We start from the raw sequence: 16,230 nt of genomic DNA, 5'->3' as shown, positions 1-16,230 counted from the left end.
TTTTAAAGAGGCATGCCTGTTGTTTCCGCATGCCTCTTAACTATTTTTCGTTTGTTGAACAAGTATTTGTGGCTTCCCTCTACGACGTTCAACAGTTCCTTCGACATGGATTATCGTCATTTCAGTAAGCTGACTTTCTGAAATCGTATATTGTTTTGGAAATAAAGTACAAGAAATTTGTCCCGTCTCATCTTGAATCGTAACAAATGCCATTGATTCGCCTTTTTTCGTTCTTATTCGTTTAATCTCGATAACTAGACCTACCATTTTCACATACGCGCGGTCCGGAATTGTGTCAATCGAAGAAATCGTATGAAATCCACCGCCCGCTGCCTTTTTCGCTTCTGCTGCAGGGTGTTCTGAAAGATAGAAACCAAGCACTTCTCTTTCAAATTCGAGCAACGTCATGCGCGGCATCGTACCCCCTGGAGAATATTTTGGGCTTGCTACCGAACGAAGTACTTCACTCAATAAATCATCGCCATCATCAGGGCGGATGAACAACGCATGAGATATCGCCGCGTCAATCGAGGCGAGTAAAATAGCCCGTGATTCTCCGAACTCATCGAGTGCCCCTGCTTTTACAAGCGGTCCAATCGCCTTCTCAGTGAACACATCACCACCAACTGATGCTGCCATATCAAATAATGTTTTCCAATTCCCACCAGACTTCCTTGCACGCTTTAAAGCATCGTAAAATGTAGGCGTCACACCTTTAATAGCTCCAAGACCAATCCGAATGGCCCCTTTCTCAACTGTATACGTATATTTACTGCGCTTAATAGACGGCGGAAGAATTTTAACACCTACTACCTCAGATTCGCGCATCAACTCCATTGCTTTGTCATTATTTCCAGTCATTGATGAAAGGAGTGCAGCGTAAAAATATGCGGGTTCATTCGCTTTCAAATAAGCAAGCTGGTATGAAATGAGTGAGTATGCAACAGCATGACTTTTCGGAAATCCGTAATCCGCAAACTTTACAATTAGATCATAAATTGCAACAGCTGCATTTTCAGGAAAATCATTTTCGATGGCTTTTTGTGTAAAACGAATTCGTTCTTTTTCTAGATTCACTCGATTCTTTTTACTGACGGCACGCCTTAGCAGATCCGCTTCACCCATCGTGAATCCTGCCACGCGAACCGCAATTTCCATAATTTGTTCTTGATAAACGATAACGCCATATGTTTCTTTCAAAACTGATTCAAGTAGCGGATGAATATACGTTATTTTTTCATTTTCATTTTTACGTCTGCTATAAAGTGGTATATTGTCCATCGGGCCCGGTCGGTAAAGTGCGTTAATCGCAAAAATATCTTCGAATTTAGTTGGCCGTATCAAGCGAAGCGCATCTCTCATTCCATCTGATTCAAATTGAAAAATGCCCATCATATCTCCGGCTCTAAAGAGTTCGAATGTCTTTTCATCGTTTAAAGGAATATTTTCAAAATCCAAACGAATTCCTTTATCATAGGCAATCATCGACCTGATACGGTCTAGTAAAGTTAAGTTACGCAGACCAAGGAAATCCATTTTCAATAAACCTTGTTCCTCAACTTCTCCCATTGGCCACTGGGTAAGGTAAATTCCATCCGCCCCACTTTGAAGTGGTACCACTTCAACAAGTGGAACTGGCGATAAAATGACACCCGCAGCATGCGTCGATGCATTACGGGGCAACCCTTCAAGGCTCATTGCTGCTTTAAGCCAGTCACTTCGCAGCGGATCAATTGCGATCCAATCTTGCAACGCCCTCGATTCTGCAACTGCCGCTTCAAGCGTAATTCTATGTCTATTTGGAATTTCCTTGGATAAGTAGGCCATTTCTTCATTTGAAAAGTCAAATACACGTGCCACATTTCGGGCGACTGACCTGGCGGAAAGCGTACCAAACGTAATGATTTGTGCGACATTTGTCTTGCCGTATTTCTGTGCGACATAGTCAATTACTTCTGCACGTCGATTATCCGCAAAGTCGATATCAATATCCGGCATTGTTACCCGGCCGGGATTGAGAAATCGTTCAAAAATAAGCCCATATTTAATCGGATCTACATCTGTGATGCCAAGCGCATAAGCAACGAGAGATCCGGCAGAAGACCCCCGCCCTGGCCCCGTCAAGATAGCATTTTCTTTGGCGTAACGCATAAAATCTTCGACAATCAGGAAGTAATCAGCAAAGCCCATCTCACTAATTACACTAATCTCATAAAGGAGACGTTCTTCATATGCCTCATCCACTTTGCCTAGTCGTTTTTTTAAACCCTTCATGCTATTTTGCTCCAGTAATCTTGTCGCTGTTTCTCCTACCGAAACCGGAAATACAGGCATAAGCGATTGACTTGGGGGCAATGCCGCATCGCATGATAAGAGGATGTCCGACGTGTTCGTGAGCCATTCAGGTCTGTCAGAGAACCATTCTGTAAGTTCAATTTCCTCAGGAATATATGCAGCCTTTTGCCTGTTTTCAGGCCTAGCCGGGTCATTTAGCTTGAATCCTGTGCGAATCGCTTCTGCAACTTCATAAGCGAATGCATCTTCCTTGTCGGAGTACCTGCTTTCATAGACCGCAGCTATAGGCGTATTAGTTATATCTGCAATTTTTTCAATTAATTCTTCATCAGGATGTCTGACACCTCCTGCCCTGGCAACACCAATGATAATCGATGACTTGTCGCAGTCCTTTATGACTCGCTGGAAAACTTCCTCAATGTCTGATAAGGAGGGTCCCCAAGATACATCCGTCAACGGATAAACGATAATACAGCCTTTACTATATGCTTTCAACCATTGCAGCGGCAGCGTTTCAGAATCTCTTACAGATACGGCACTGCTCATTTTCAGTAGATTTCGATAGCCTTCATCATCTTTTGCATAGACATAAAGTAGGACAGCTACCCCTTCTCCAATTTCCAAAAAGATAGATAGCCCGATAACCGGGCGGATTTCATGTTTTTTCATCACTTTATAAAATGACTGAACGCCGTACAATTTCGAGTTAACAATCGCGACGGCTTTAGCCCCTCTCCTTTTCAGAAGCGGGGCTAGATAATCAAGTTTATTGATGCCACGCAGAAGATCTGCGCCAGTTACTACTTGCGGATAGACAAGTGTCAATGCAATCCCTCCGCCTGTTTTTTTATATACACAATTGCTTTAACTTCGTGATGACTTCATCAACTTCTTCCCATGAATGGACAGAAGCTCCCGAGGCAAGAGGATGTCCACCGCCCCCATATTGAGCAGCCAAGTCATTGATAACAGGCCCCTTAGAACGAAGTCGGACACGAATTTGATCCTCTTCCTCTATGAATATTATCCATGCACAAATCCCTTGCACGTCACCTAGCGCCCCAACGAGCTGCGATGTATCAGATGCAGTTACCCCAAATTTTTTAAGTGTCATTTTATCTATTTTGACGAATGCTGCTCCATTTTCGTCCATTGTAAAGTTTTGGTACATATATCCTTTTAGATGTAGTAATTCTCTCTTAACCTCGTACATCCCCGCAAATAATTCAGGACGATTAAAATCAAATTTGATTAGTTCACTTACGGCTTCAAAAGTGTTGGTAGTTGTACTCGGGAACAGAAAACGTCCCGTATCTCCGACAATTCCCGCAAATAGTAGCCTAGCCGCATCAGTGGTCATTTTCCAGCCATAAGACTGTTTACCTTCTTCGTACAAAGAGTAGATCATTTCAGATGTCGAGCTTGCTGAGGTGTTAACCCATTTGATATCACCGTAAGGATCTGCATCGGGGTGATGATCAATTTTCATAAGTACAGCACCTTCTGTATAAAACTCACTGTCAATTCGCCCCGTGTTTCCTGTATCAGTAACAATCACTAGAGCTCCTTCATAAAACGAGCGTTCTACGTGATCTTGTTGCGCTAGATAGCTAAGTGATTCTTCGTGTTGGCCAACTGCGAACACTTGCTTACTAGGATAGTTTGCTTTTATCAATTCCTTCAGTCCTGATTGTGATCCGTATGCATCAGGATCAGGTCTCACATGACGATGAATAATGATTTTATCGTACTTTTCAATTGTGTCGATGATTTGTCTTTTCATATCCGATTCCCCCAAGCTTCGATAAATTCAGTTCGCATTCTGCTCCAAAAGCCGCTACAATGTAAGAAGTTTGTATGTAATGGAGGGCTTTCATGTTAACGATAAATTTCATTTTCGTATTTTTCATCATTGCTTCTGCGGTCTTCTATTTTTACTTTAAGACTCGGCAGTTCCGCACAAGGTCACTATTTCCAATACGCAAAAAAATGTATGCTAGTATGTCTGGCGCCTCTCTTGGAGGCTTGTTGTTGTTTTTCGGACTCAATCAGCTGATGCTTTTTGACGGTATCACAACATATATTATTGCTGCCTTATTTATCCTATTCGGAGCTTATGTAGGCATTTTCAATTTCAAGGCCTATAAACATTACAGAAGCTTCGTAGATGAAGAAACAAAACTGAACGACAACTGATGCGCAAATGTGCATCAGTTTTTTTGTCCATATATGTTGAAGTATCGAATTCGATATATAGCCTAATTTGGCGCCTTACAGGGCTAGAAACATCCCTTAAGCGCCGAAGCGTTATTCGAATGAATTAATTTAATCTACATAATTAAAATTACCGTTCAAACAGTTGATACATAATCATGGCCTTTGCAACTAGGTCAGATTCGCTTAGTATATCGAAATCTACTTTCACGAACCTTCTGCTCATATGTAAGATCTTCGGAACAACGACCACTACACTGCCAAGTTGGACATGCTTAATAAAATACAACGACATATTTTCCGGGACACTTTCCCCGCGTTTCCGCATTTTGATGGCTCTGTTTCCCGCTTCAGTTAGAAGCGTTGTCAATGCTCCATAAGATAAAGAACCTAACTGGTTCGTCATCTGGGGGATAACTGTAAATTCAACTGTATCCGGTTGTTCGAGTATGGTTTTCATTTGATTTTTAATAATATCATCAATTGTTTCACCCTGCTGAGGTTGACGCTGAGTCATTTGAAGCGCCTTTAGAACATCTTGGCGACTAATAATCCCAGCAAGTAGCCCTGCATCTGAAACGACTGGCAACAAATCAATACCTTCCCAGATCATACTATGACCAGCTGAGGCAACAGATGTTTTTCCCGTGACGGTTATCGGGTGACGTGTCATTACTTTTTCAATCAATTCATCATCCATTTTGCCAATTGCATCACGTGAAGTAATAACGCCGACAAGTTTCCCCTTTTTCTCGATAACTGGATAACCAGTATGGGACGTCTTATTATTCACCTCATGAAAATGAGTGACCTGATCCTTTGCTGAAAGTGTAATTGTTTCTGTTAGTGGCGTCAAAATATCTTCCACCAACAAAATTTCTTTTTCAATCAGCTGATCATAGATTGCCCTATTCAACATCGTTGCAACAGTAAATGTGTCATAACTCGTCGAAATAACTGGTAATTCCAATTCATCAGCTAACTTTTTCACTTCATCAGACGTGTCAAATCCTCCTGTGACCAACACCGCAGCACCTGCAAGAAGTGCTGTTTCATGCGCTTTCAATCTGTTTCCAACAATCAAAAGACTCCCCGCGTCAATGTAACGCATCATGTCATCCAATTGCATTGCACCTATAACAAATTTTGTCAACGTCTTATGTAATCCCCCACGGCCGCCAATCACCAGTCCGTCGACAATGTTAAGCACTTCTGCAAACGTGAGCCGTTCAATATTTTCTTTCTTTTTCTTCTCAATTCGGATTGTCCCTACACGTTCAATCGTATTGACGAGTTTCTGATTTTCCGCTTCTTTAATAGCCCGGTAAGCTGTCCCTTCGCTGACAGATAGCACCTTCGCTACTTGGCGGACCGAAATTTTCTCGCCAACAGCTAACCCCTCGATATAACTGAGTATCAATTCATGTTTTGTCGCCATGTCTTCACCTTTTCTCTATCATGACCTTAAGCCCATTCTACCACATAAGGTTAAACAAAAGCGCAAGCCGAGCGCCTAAACGCAGCAGATAAGATATTTCAAAAAAAATTATCATAGGACTTTTATAGTTCCAATACTTCCCCGACTTTCATTATTTTCACATCATGTCCTTCCACAAGCGATTTGAACGTTTCCGGATCCTGCTCAATCGGCGGGAATGTATTGAAATGGATGGGCACAGCAAGTTTTGGATTGAGCAATTCAACCGCATACGCCGCGTCTTGTGGCCCCATCGTAAAATTATCACCAATTGGGACGAAGGCGACTTCGATTTGGTGGCGCTTTCCAATCAACTCCATATCACCGAAAAGCGACGTATCCCCCGCGTGATAAATGGTCTTACCTTCCGCCATAAATAAAATACCCGCTGGCATACCTGTATAGATGATTTCGTTATCCTCAGTCGTGTACGACGAGCTGTGAAACGCTTGCGTATATTTCACTGTTCCGAATTCAAACTTGCAAGCTCCTCCAATATTCATACCGTGCGTTCGTACTCCTTGCCACCCCAGATAATCAGCAAGTTCAACTGGTGCTATGACAAGTGCGTCACATGCTTTCGCAATTGCGACCGTATCGCCGACGTGATCATTATGTCCATGTGTTAATAAAATAACATCTGGTTTTTCATTTTCCACCTCAAGATCAGTAAGCTTATTTCCCGTAATGAACGGGTCGATGAGAATTGTGTAGTTACCTGTTTTCATTTTTACAATCGAATGTCCATGGTATGAAATTTGCATTGAAATATCTCCTCCATTTTTTATCTTCATAAGACAAATTTCGATATACAACCCAAAAACCCTCTTTTTTGTTATAATAGTTGCAGTTACAATAGGAGGCGTTAATATGAGTAAAGTTAAAGAAATACAACAGTTTTTACAGAAAGAAAACTTTGACGCAGCATTTATAACTACACCAGATAACGTATTTTACGTATCGGGATTCCACAGCGACCCGCATGAACGTCTTCTAGGCGTTATGGTATTTAAAGATGCAGAACCATTTGTTATTTGTCCTTTGATGGAAGTTCCCGATGTAAAAGCAGCTGGCTGGACTTTTGAAGCGGTTGGACACGAAGATACAGACGATGCTTGGGATATTGTCATGGAAACGGTCCGTAAGCGAGGAGATCTCCCTGCCACAATCGCAATTGAGAAGTCTCATTTAACAGTTGAACGTTTAGAGCGGATGGATGAATTGTTTGCAGATGCTAAATTCGTCCGTCTTGATGAACAATTAAATGGCATGCGGAATATTAAAAGCGAAGATGAACTTAAAAACTTACGTATCGCTGCCGAACTAGCTGATTATGCAATTGAAGTTGGTTGCAAAGAAATCGCTGAAGGAAAAACTGAGCTTGAGATTCTTATGGCAATTGAGTTTGAAATGAAGAAAAAAGGTGTTCAGAAAATGTCGTTCGATACGATGGTTCTATCTGGCCCAAAAACTGCATCTCCACACGGTACACCTGGAGACCGCAAAATCCAAAAAGGCGATTTCATCCTATTTGATCTAGGCGTCGTCTATAACGGCTACTGTTCCGATATTACACGGACAGTTGCGTTCGGTGAACCTACGGAAGCAATGCGCGAAGTTTATGAAACGGTCAGAAAAGCAGAGCAGGCTGCTGTCGATTTGGTGCGTCCCGGCGTTAAGGCTATGGACATTGATAAAGCTGCTCGTGATGTGATTTCCGAAGCAGGATACGGCGAGTATTTCACACACCGTGTTGGTCACGGACTCGGGATTTCGGTTCATGAATTCCCATCTATGACGGGTACAAACGAATTTGCTCTCAAAGAAGGTATGGTCTTCACAATCGAGCCAGGTATTTATAATTCTGCAATCACGGGCGTACGAATTGAAGATGATGTTGTCGTAACAGCTGATGGCGTCGAAGTATTAACGAAGTTCCCTAAAGAATTGCAGATTATTCAGCCCTAATAACAAAAGCTCAAAGAGACCAGAATCTAGATTTGTAATTTCTATGTTACAACTTATCCATAATGCTAGATTTCCAAATCTCCGAAAAAAGTCAAAAAGTGTAATCGATCCTCTTTAAGCATAAAAAGGCTGCCCACACCATAACATGTGTGGACAGCCTTTTCTTTATTAATTATTGATTTAATAGCATTTCAGCGGATACATATTCAACACCTTGAGCATCTGCTACAGCTTTATAAGTAACATGCCCATCCAATGTGTTAATGCCATTTTGAAGAGAAACATTATCCAGGCAAGCTTGTTTGTAGCCTTTGTTCGCTATTTGAAGTGCATAAGGAACTGTAACGTTCGTTAATGCTGTCGTTGAAGTTTGTGGAACTGCACCTGGCATATTCGCTACTGCGTAGTGAACAACGCCATGTTTCACATAAGTTGGCTCATCATGAGTAGTTACACGATCGGATGTCGCAAAGATACCGCCTTGATCGATTGCTATGTCTACAAGAACAGATCCAGGCTTCATAGATTTAACCATCTCTTCTGAAACAAGTTTCGGTGCTCTCGCTCCCGGTATCAAAACAGCCCCGACAACAAGATCCGCATCTTTGACAGACTCAGCAATATTGAATGGATTTGAAACGAGTGTCTGGATATCATTGCCGAAGATTTCGTCCAATTGACGCAGACGATCGACTGACAAGTCAAGAACAGTTACTTTTGCACCCATTCCAACTGCAATACGAGCAGCATTTGTTCCAGCTTGCCCACCACCGATAACGGTTACGTGACCGCGTGAAACGCCCGGTACACCACTCAACAGAATACCTTTACCACCATTTGTTTGTTGTAAATATTGTGCACCAATTTGTGTAGCCATACGACCTGCAACTTCACTCATAGGAGCAAGAAGAGGCAACGAGTTGTTTGGAAGCTGTACTGTTTCGTAAGCAATCCCTACAACTTTATTGTCAAGAAGTGCTTTTGTTAATTCCACTTCAGGTGCCAAGTGCAAGTAAGTGAACAAGATAAGCCCTTCACTGAAATAACCGTATTCGGCAGCAACTGGTTCTTTTACTTTCATTACCATATTTGCACTCCATGCTTCTTCTGCTGTTGCAACGATTTTAGCGCCAGCTTTAGTGTAATCCTCGTCCGTAAAACTTGAACCTAGACCCGCACCTTTTTCAATGATAACCTCATGACCTGCTGACTTTAAGTTAAAAACGCCTGCGGGTGTCATTGCGACACGATTTTCGTTGTTTTTCACTTCTTTTGGGACACCAATAATCATTACGATTCCTCCTAAAGATAACTTTTAGTTAGTTGGTCATTTGATAAAGTTAAACTAACAATCAGTGGGAGGATTCTTCATCCCCCACTGATTGTTAGTTTAACCATTTGGGATTTTACGGGCAGTTGCCCCCACTTCATGTCCTCAAAGACTTGAAGTGGGATTATACTGCCTGTTAATGCGGGATAAACTCTTATCCGGACCAATCTATTTTTAATATTATCAGATAGTAATGATTTGTGCTCTAATTTATCAATTCGCCAAATATTCTGTCCGTAATAAATCTTATCATTCGACAAATCTTTCATGCTTCCACTCAAAAACATACGTATTTTACCGAAATTAAAACTATTAATCATTTTTTTGAGTTTTAAAAGGGTTTTTTCCTTTTTTCTCGAAATAAGTAAGTATACCAATCTAAGGATGGAGTGAGATAAATGACATTAGTATACAAACAAATTCTTGTTGCGGTGGACGGATCAAAGGAATCAGAGTGGGCTTTTAAAAAAGCTGTGGCAATTGCTGACAGAAACGAAGCTACATTAAATTTGATTAACATCATCGATACGCGCTCATATGCTGCGGTGGAAGCTTATGATCGGTCGGTTGCCGAAAGGGCGCAGAAATTCGCAGAAGAATTATTAAACAACTACAAATTGGAAGCCGAAAAGGCTGGCTTACTGCATGTTAACGTCATCGTTGAATATGGTTCACCGAAGACAATGATTTCACGTGATCTTTCGAAAAAACTAGAAGCAGATCTTATCATTTGCGGAGCAACTGGTTTAAATATGGTGGAACGTTTCCTAATTGGTAGTGTATCCGAAAACATTGTCCGTTCTGCAAAATGTGATGTCCTCGTCATTCGGACTCCTGAAGCATTAAAATAACAAAAAGAGTTGCCACAATATTCTTGTGGCAACTCTTTTTTATAGTACCTAGGTTTACTGCCTGCTTTACAACTTCGCTACACGCATGGTATCGCGGGCGATCATTACCTCTTCATTGGTCGGAATGACTAGCACTTTAACCGGAGAATAAGGGAAGCTGATATGTATTTCCTTTCCCCTGATGTCATTCAAATCCGGGTCGAAGTAAACTCCCATGAACTCAAGGCCCTTTAACACTTTCTCGCGAATTACATTACTGTTTTCACCGATACCAGCCGTAAAGATAATCGCATCTACACCGCCCATCCTTGCTGCATACGAACCAATGTATTTATGAATTCGATCTGCAAAAACATCTAAGGCCAATTGCGCTCGCGCATTCCCTTTTGATGCTTCGATTTCAATGTCACGTAAATCGCTTGAAAATCCTGAAATAGCAAGCAATCCTGATTGTTTATTCAAAACCTCAAGTACTTCCTCAACGGTTTTGTCCGCCTGCTCCATAATATAAGGAATGAGTGCCGGGTCAATATTGCCTGAACGCGTTCCCATCGTCACTCCCGCTAGAGGTGTAAAACCCATCGACGTATCGAGCGATTTCCCGCCCTCTACAGCTGCTATACTTGCACCGTTTCCTAAATGGCAAGAGATAAGCCTTGTGTCTCCTAATGGCCGATTCAACAGTTTCGCAGCACGTTCTGTTACATACTTATGGCTTGTGCCGTGAAAACCGTATTTCCGTATGCCATATTTTTCATAATACTCGTAAGGTAACGGATACAGAAAAGAACTTTCCGGCATCGTTTGATGAAAAGCCGTGTCAAAAACTGCAATAGCTGGTACATTGGGTAACGCTTTACTAAATTCTTTAATACCAACAATGTTTGCCGGATTATGAAGTGGCGCAAGATTTGATAGTCCCTCAAGGATTTCGATTATATCATCATTGATGAGTACGGCATCGCTGAAAACTTCGCCACCATGAACAACACGGTGACCTATTCCATCAATTTCATCGAATGAACCAACGACCCCTTCACTGATTAGCACCTTTAGAAGCATGGCTACAGCTTCGGTATGATTTTGTATAACTTGACTTTTTTTCACTCTGCCTTGTTTGAACTTCATAATGAAAACCGATTCTGAAAGACCAATTCGGTCAATTTGCCCTTTTGCCGTTATGTTCTCTTCGGGCATCTGGAGAAGCTGAAACTTCAAGGACGAACTTCCAGCATTTATCGCTAAAATGTTCCGCATATAAAGCGCTCCTTTTAAACTAATTTCTTTAACCGACAAATCTAAACACTTAGCTAGCCCACGAGTCTAGATTAACTCTTTATTCAGTAGCCCAAATATCGATTTTCTGAAGGAACAGGGCCATTGCATGCTTGTCCGTCATATTAGGCACTTTCGCAAGAAGGACATCGTGTGACACTTTCTTTTCAGGGAAAGGTTTTTGCAAGATTAAAATACTCTTTGCATGTATTACATTTTTGAACAGTGAATCAGGCAGTTGAATGATTGCACGGATATTCGTTTGTTTTTTCAAATATGGGTGCAATGTGAGCGATTGGTCAGACTCAAACAAATTCGCTGGTATGATGAATACGCCGTGTCCACCAGGTTTCGTATGTTTCATTGATTGTTCAAGGAATAAATGATGTGCATAAGCATGTCCTTCTACAGGCATCAATTCAAAATTGAGCGCATTTTCATCATCCGGATAAAACCCGACTGGCAAATCGCTTACAGCGATATCGACTGGATCGACAAATAACGGCCGGAGTGCATCCTGGACATAGAACACGACAGGGTGTTCAAGTAATTCCGCAGTTACAGCAGACAATCTAACTAACAAATCATCAATTTCAATTGCAGTTGCCGTGACATCGTTCCCGATTGTGTTCATAACTGTATACAGAAGATTACCTGTCCCTGCTGCAGGATCTAGAAGTGTAACGCCTTGTTCACCCTTCACTAATTTACCAGCGATATGGCCAATGAGCATCCCAATTGAGTCCGGAGTCATCTGGTGGTTAGGCTGTACATTTTGCTTCATCCCCTTCAGGACTGCTAGCTGGATACCTCTGCGAATATCCTCTTTAGTAACTGTATCCGATACCATTGGCTGCGATTCCCCTGAAAGCCACTTTTGGCAAATTTCGATAATCGCTTCTAGGTAAATCATTTCCGTAGAATCTGCAAATGTATCAATGAATGAAAATATTTTTTCTGTATTTGTTGTCATGAATTTATCCCTCAACTGACAAAACCCACCCGTTTCGGAGTGGGTTTTATTATTATTTTGTATTTACTTTGTTAATTCTTTTACCGCTAAAATTGCTTTTTCGTAGTCAGGATGGTCTGTGCCTTCACCGACATACTCAACATAAGTCACTTTATCATCTTTATCGATAACAAAGACAGAACGTGCAAGCAAACGGAGTTCTTTCATTACAACGCCGTACGCTTCTCCAAATGAAAGATCCCGATGATCGGATAATGTTTGTAGATTCGCAATACCTTCAGCTGCACACCATCTTGCTTGTGCAAAAGGAAGATCGGCAGAAATCGTCAACACTTGAACGTCATCGCCAAGAGAAGAAGCTTCCTCGTTAAATTTACGCGTCTGCGTTGAACAGACACCCGTATCAATTGAAGGAATCACACTAATAAGCCTGATTTTCCCTTTAGAATCGGCGAGTGTCACCGGACTCAAATCGTTAGCAAGTACTGTGAAATCTTGCGCTGTATCACCTACTGCAACTTCTTTTCCAAGCAATGTAACAGGATTGTTCTTGAATGTAACGTTAGCCATTAAGACGCCTCCTCTTCTAATTCTATCTTACTAAATGATAGTACCCTCTGGCAACTGTTGTCCCTCAATCCGTTTATGGTAATCTACACGTATTTCTTTTTCATAAGAATGCTCATGTTCGACAACAGTATCTGCGAACAAGTCATGTAATGCTTCTTTTCTCCTTGTAAATATAACCAAAAAATAGGGGATAACAAGCATTTTCGATATGAATCTCCCTATAATTTCACGAAAAATGACAGCCCCCCATGAAAGCTTGCCTCCGTCTTTTGCAACTACTCTTATGCCCATAATCATTTTCCCAACAGTCTGCTGTAAGTACTTTGTCATCAGCGCGAAGTAAAGCAACAGCAAAATAAGAATCGTAACTTTATAGGTGCTGAACAAGAAGAAAGAGGGATTTGTAATTTCCCAACCCGCAACTCTGAAAATCGGTTTGATGATAATTCCACTTATTGCTGATAGAACAAGAAGATCAATTGCATATGCCCATAGTCGCGTCCAGAAACCCGCATATTTTGCCCGATAATGCTCAGTTTCTATTGTCTCATAATCCGGAATAGGCATCGCTTCAGCTGCGGGATTTCCCGTTAGATTCGGTTGTTGTTCAATATTTTCCGACATTCGCTAGCCCTCCTTATTTTTCACCATACAAATACATCATCCTTGGTGCATTATAATCGTTTAATAACTTACCAATTAGTTCAGACTCAATATTGCCGCCAAACATACTTTCAGCTTTCACTCCGAGCATTGAAGTCCAGCTATCAAGGGACGCATACTCAAAGACAGTGGCATCTTGAAGATTAAAATCTTCTTTCATCCCAGCGATAACATCACCAGCCTTGCCTGTTTCATCTGCAAGTCCAGCTTCGATTGCCTGACGTCCGTTCATGATACGGCCATCCGCCACTTTTTTCACTTCAGCTTCCGTCATTCCGCGGCCTTCCTCGATAATATCGACGAAGCGCTCATAGGAGTCATTTATCATCTCCTGAAGCATTACACGCTCATCGTCTTTCATCTCACGTGATCCACTCATAATATCTTTGTAAGGACCCGTCTTAATAGTATTGAAGTCAATACCGTATTTTTCAGCAAGTTTCGCATAGTTGACACTTTCCATAATAACTCCAATCGAGCCTGTAATTGTTTCAGGATTAACAAATATCTTATCTGCCGAGGCTGACACATAATAACCACCTGAAGCAGCCATCCCGCCCATCGAAACATATAGCGGAATTTCTTTTTCTACTTGAATCATTCGGAGTGCATCATAAATATCTGCTGATTCAACAACTCCACCACCAGGTGAATTCACCTCAAGAACAACGCCTTTTACATCCGCATCCTCAAGAATCGCCGACAGCTGATTCATGAAATATTGATGATTATAGCCCGAAGATTGGAAAAGGGATGACGTGTCACCTAAGTCTTGGATAACACCATTAAGTGAAAGAACGGCGATTTTGTCATTACCGGTTCCTTCCTCAATAATCGCTTCTTCAAACCCCGAAGCTGATGTAGCCATCATTTCTTCAAAGAACCCGTTGAAATCCCTCGTAAATATGTACGATAACGAATTAATACCCACTGACACAAAAACAAGTGCTGCAGCGACGATGATTGCGATCCATCGTTTCATTGTCATTTCAAATTCCTCCTTTTTCATTTCATTAACTTATACGTTCTGTCACACCAAAATGTTTCACTCCATGGTAAAATCAGTATAACTTATTCAGAGGGGGCTTGGTGTAATGACAGATCGAATGAATATATTTATTTACAGTAAACATGATGAAGGTTCACTCGATAAGAAATCGAAAGTGGCAGACTCACTTATCCATGAAGGTTTTACAATTACCGACAACGATAAAGATGCGAATATTATTATCAGCATTGGTAGCGATGGTTCATTTTTACAAGCCGTTCGAAAAACCGGTTTCCGTCAGGATTGTTTGTATGCAGGCATTTCTTTAACAGGTAAACCCGGACTTTACTGTGATTTTCATTATAATAATCTTTTCGAAATGACGGAGACTATTCGCAAAACAGGTCTTGAAGTGAGAAGATATCCACTTATCGAAGTAAAGATTGATAATCACCAGCCATTTTATTGCCTAAATGAATTCAGTATTCGTTCCAATATTATTCGGACATTCGTCCTTGATGTCATTATTGACGATAAATTGTTCGAAACATTCCTCGGTGATGGTCTAATAATTTCCACGCCAACTGGCAGTACTGCTTACAATAAATCAGTCAATGGGGCAGTTGTTGATCCGTTACTTCGCTGTTTTCAAGTAACTGAACTTGCTTCCGTAAACAATAATAATTACAGAACACTTGGCTCGTCCTTCATAATGAGTGGCGAACGTAAACTCCAACTAAAAGTTCACCAGGATGGGAATGTTTTCCCTTTGGTTGCCGCTGACAATGAAGCGCTTGGGATTCGCCAAGTTGAAAACGTAGAAATCAGATTGAGCGATAAAACGGTGAAAACTGTAAAACTTAAGAACAACTCCTTTTGGGAGAAAGTGCAGCGCATTTATTTATAAAAGAAAAACAAAAATTGTCCTCCCATTTCGGGTGAAGAATTCTCTTGATTGGGACAAAATAACAAACAGGGGACCCATTCATGTTATGAATAGGTCCCCTGTTTGTTGGTGTATAGCCATTCCTATGATAGCAGCATTGAAAAGCACAACTATTTTAACAAGAACCGTTCAATGTAAAATAGTCATTTCATAGAAATAGATAGCACTTTTCATTTCCGTTGAAAGAAAAGGTTCTGTTAAAAGCTAATATTAATTTTCTTATTCAACAAATTTGGCAGATTAGCTTTATATAAAAAGATTGAGTTGAGTCACTTGATTAGTAGCAAGCCTATTTCTGCAATAGCGACTAGTGTATTGGTTATGATTATTTACTTTTTTATGGAACAATCAGGGTTTATAATCGTCTTAGGTATATACATCTTTCTAATTATTTCATTTTTCAGCTAATATCCATCTCTATTATTTAATTCCGTTAAAAAAATTTAAAAGGTATGCGTTGAAGAATTTGTTGAAATTAGAAAGGATATTTAAAAGGGAGTAGATAAAAATTAATATTAATTTATGGTCCTTTATACTTTCTTTTCTTTGTATCCCTATATTTTTAATTGCAGCATTCTCTGCTAACTTTTTTAGCTTTTCCACCAAAATCATAGGGCTTTATCCATTAGATATTGTCTTAGGTATAACAGTGATAGCATTTTTCCTTGGAGTTATCGGGT

14 protein-coding genes are annotated in these 16,230 nt (G+C 40.8%); 4 read left to right on the top strand and 10 right to left on the bottom strand.

The window, feature by feature from the left end:
- Window positions 1-36: 36 nt before the first annotated feature.
- Both dnaE and FQ087_RS02250 read right to left on the bottom strand, forming a co-directional pair.
- Entirely contained in the window at window positions 37-3,120 is a 3,084-nt protein-coding gene (dnaE, locus tag FQ087_RS02255; RefSeq protein ID WP_149578934.1) for a DNA polymerase III subunit alpha, read from the bottom strand.
- A gap of 22 nt (window positions 3,121-3,142) precedes the next feature.
- Window positions 3,143-4,078 (bottom strand): DHH family phosphoesterase, encoded by a 936-nt coding sequence (locus FQ087_RS02250; protein ID WP_149578933.1) that lies wholly within the window; start codon window positions 4,076-4,078, stop codon window positions 3,143-3,145.
- Window positions 4,079-4,170: 92 nt separating this feature from the next.
- Here FQ087_RS02250 and FQ087_RS02245 point away from each other — a divergent pair, with 92 nt between their 5' ends.
- Window positions 4,171-4,491, top strand: a complete 321-nt coding sequence (locus FQ087_RS02245; RefSeq protein WP_149578932.1) for a YtpI family protein — start codon at window positions 4,171-4,173, stop codon at window positions 4,489-4,491.
- Between the two features lie 148 nt (window positions 4,492-4,639).
- On the opposite strand, the gene FQ087_RS02240 is transcribed toward FQ087_RS02245, so the two are convergent.
- Window positions 4,640-5,947, bottom strand: a complete 1,308-nt coding sequence (locus FQ087_RS02240; protein ID WP_149578931.1) for a DRTGG domain-containing protein — start codon at window positions 5,945-5,947, stop codon at window positions 4,640-4,642.
- Window positions 5,948-6,069: 122 nt separating this feature from the next.
- Window positions 6,070-6,750: a metal-dependent hydrolase gene (locus FQ087_RS02235; RefSeq protein WP_149578930.1), complete on the bottom strand. Its 681-nt coding sequence runs from the start codon at window positions 6,748-6,750 to the stop codon at window positions 6,070-6,072.
- Window positions 6,751-6,856: 106 nt separating this feature from the next.
- Between FQ087_RS02235 and FQ087_RS02230 the strand changes: the two genes are divergently transcribed.
- Entirely contained in the window at window positions 6,857-7,954 is a 1,098-nt protein-coding gene (locus tag FQ087_RS02230) for a M24 family metallopeptidase (RefSeq protein ID WP_149578929.1), read from the top strand.
- A gap of 172 nt (window positions 7,955-8,126) precedes the next feature.
- On the opposite strand, the gene ald is transcribed toward FQ087_RS02230, so the two are convergent.
- Complete coding sequence (ald, locus tag FQ087_RS02225) at window positions 8,127-9,245, bottom strand: alanine dehydrogenase (RefSeq protein WP_149578928.1); 1,119 nt, start codon at window positions 9,243-9,245, stop codon at window positions 8,127-8,129.
- A gap of 437 nt (window positions 9,246-9,682) precedes the next feature.
- Here ald and FQ087_RS02220 point away from each other — a divergent pair, with 437 nt between their 5' ends.
- Entirely contained in the window at window positions 9,683-10,135 is a 453-nt protein-coding gene (locus FQ087_RS02220; RefSeq protein WP_149578927.1) for a universal stress protein, read from the top strand.
- 66 nt (window positions 10,136-10,201) lie between these two features.
- Here the strand turns inward: FQ087_RS02220 and FQ087_RS02215 are convergent, their stop codons facing one another.
- The 5 genes from FQ087_RS02215 to sppA all read right to left on the bottom strand — a co-directional run bounded on the left by FQ087_RS02215 (window position 10,202) and on the right by sppA (window position 14,604).
- Window positions 10,202-11,392 carry an acetate kinase gene (locus tag FQ087_RS02215; RefSeq protein WP_149578926.1) on the bottom strand — a complete coding sequence of 397 codons (1,191 nt, stop codon included), beginning with the start codon at window positions 11,390-11,392 and terminating at the stop codon, window positions 10,202-10,204.
- A gap of 79 nt (window positions 11,393-11,471) precedes the next feature.
- Entirely contained in the window at window positions 11,472-12,383 is a 912-nt protein-coding gene (locus FQ087_RS02210) for a class I SAM-dependent methyltransferase (protein WP_149578925.1), read from the bottom strand.
- Between the two features lie 63 nt (window positions 12,384-12,446).
- Window positions 12,447-12,953 (bottom strand): thiol peroxidase, encoded by a 507-nt coding sequence (gene tpx, locus FQ087_RS02205; protein WP_149578924.1) that lies wholly within the window; start codon window positions 12,951-12,953, stop codon window positions 12,447-12,449.
- Window positions 12,954-12,983: 30 nt separating this feature from the next.
- A complete protein-coding gene (locus FQ087_RS02200; protein WP_255452120.1) occupies window positions 12,984-13,577 on the bottom strand; it encodes an RDD family protein in 594 nt (197 codons plus the stop codon).
- 13 nt (window positions 13,578-13,590) lie between these two features.
- On the bottom strand, window positions 13,591-14,604 hold the full coding sequence (gene sppA, locus FQ087_RS02195; RefSeq protein WP_149578923.1) for a signal peptide peptidase SppA: 1,014 nt from the start codon (window positions 14,602-14,604) through the stop codon (window positions 13,591-13,593).
- Between the two features lie 106 nt (window positions 14,605-14,710).
- Here sppA and FQ087_RS02190 point away from each other — a divergent pair, with 106 nt between their 5' ends.
- Window positions 14,711-15,511 carry an NAD kinase gene (locus FQ087_RS02190; protein WP_149578922.1) on the top strand — a complete coding sequence of 267 codons (801 nt, stop codon included), beginning with the start codon at window positions 14,711-14,713 and terminating at the stop codon, window positions 15,509-15,511.
- The last annotated feature ends 719 nt before the right edge of the window (window positions 15,512-16,230 follow it).

Origin of the sequence: Sporosarcina sp. ANT_H38 (assembly GCF_008369195.1) — a bacterium.
GTDB lineage: Bacteria > Bacillota > Bacilli > Bacillales_A > Planococcaceae > Sporosarcina.
This window is presented reverse-complemented; position numbering and strand designations above follow the sequence as displayed.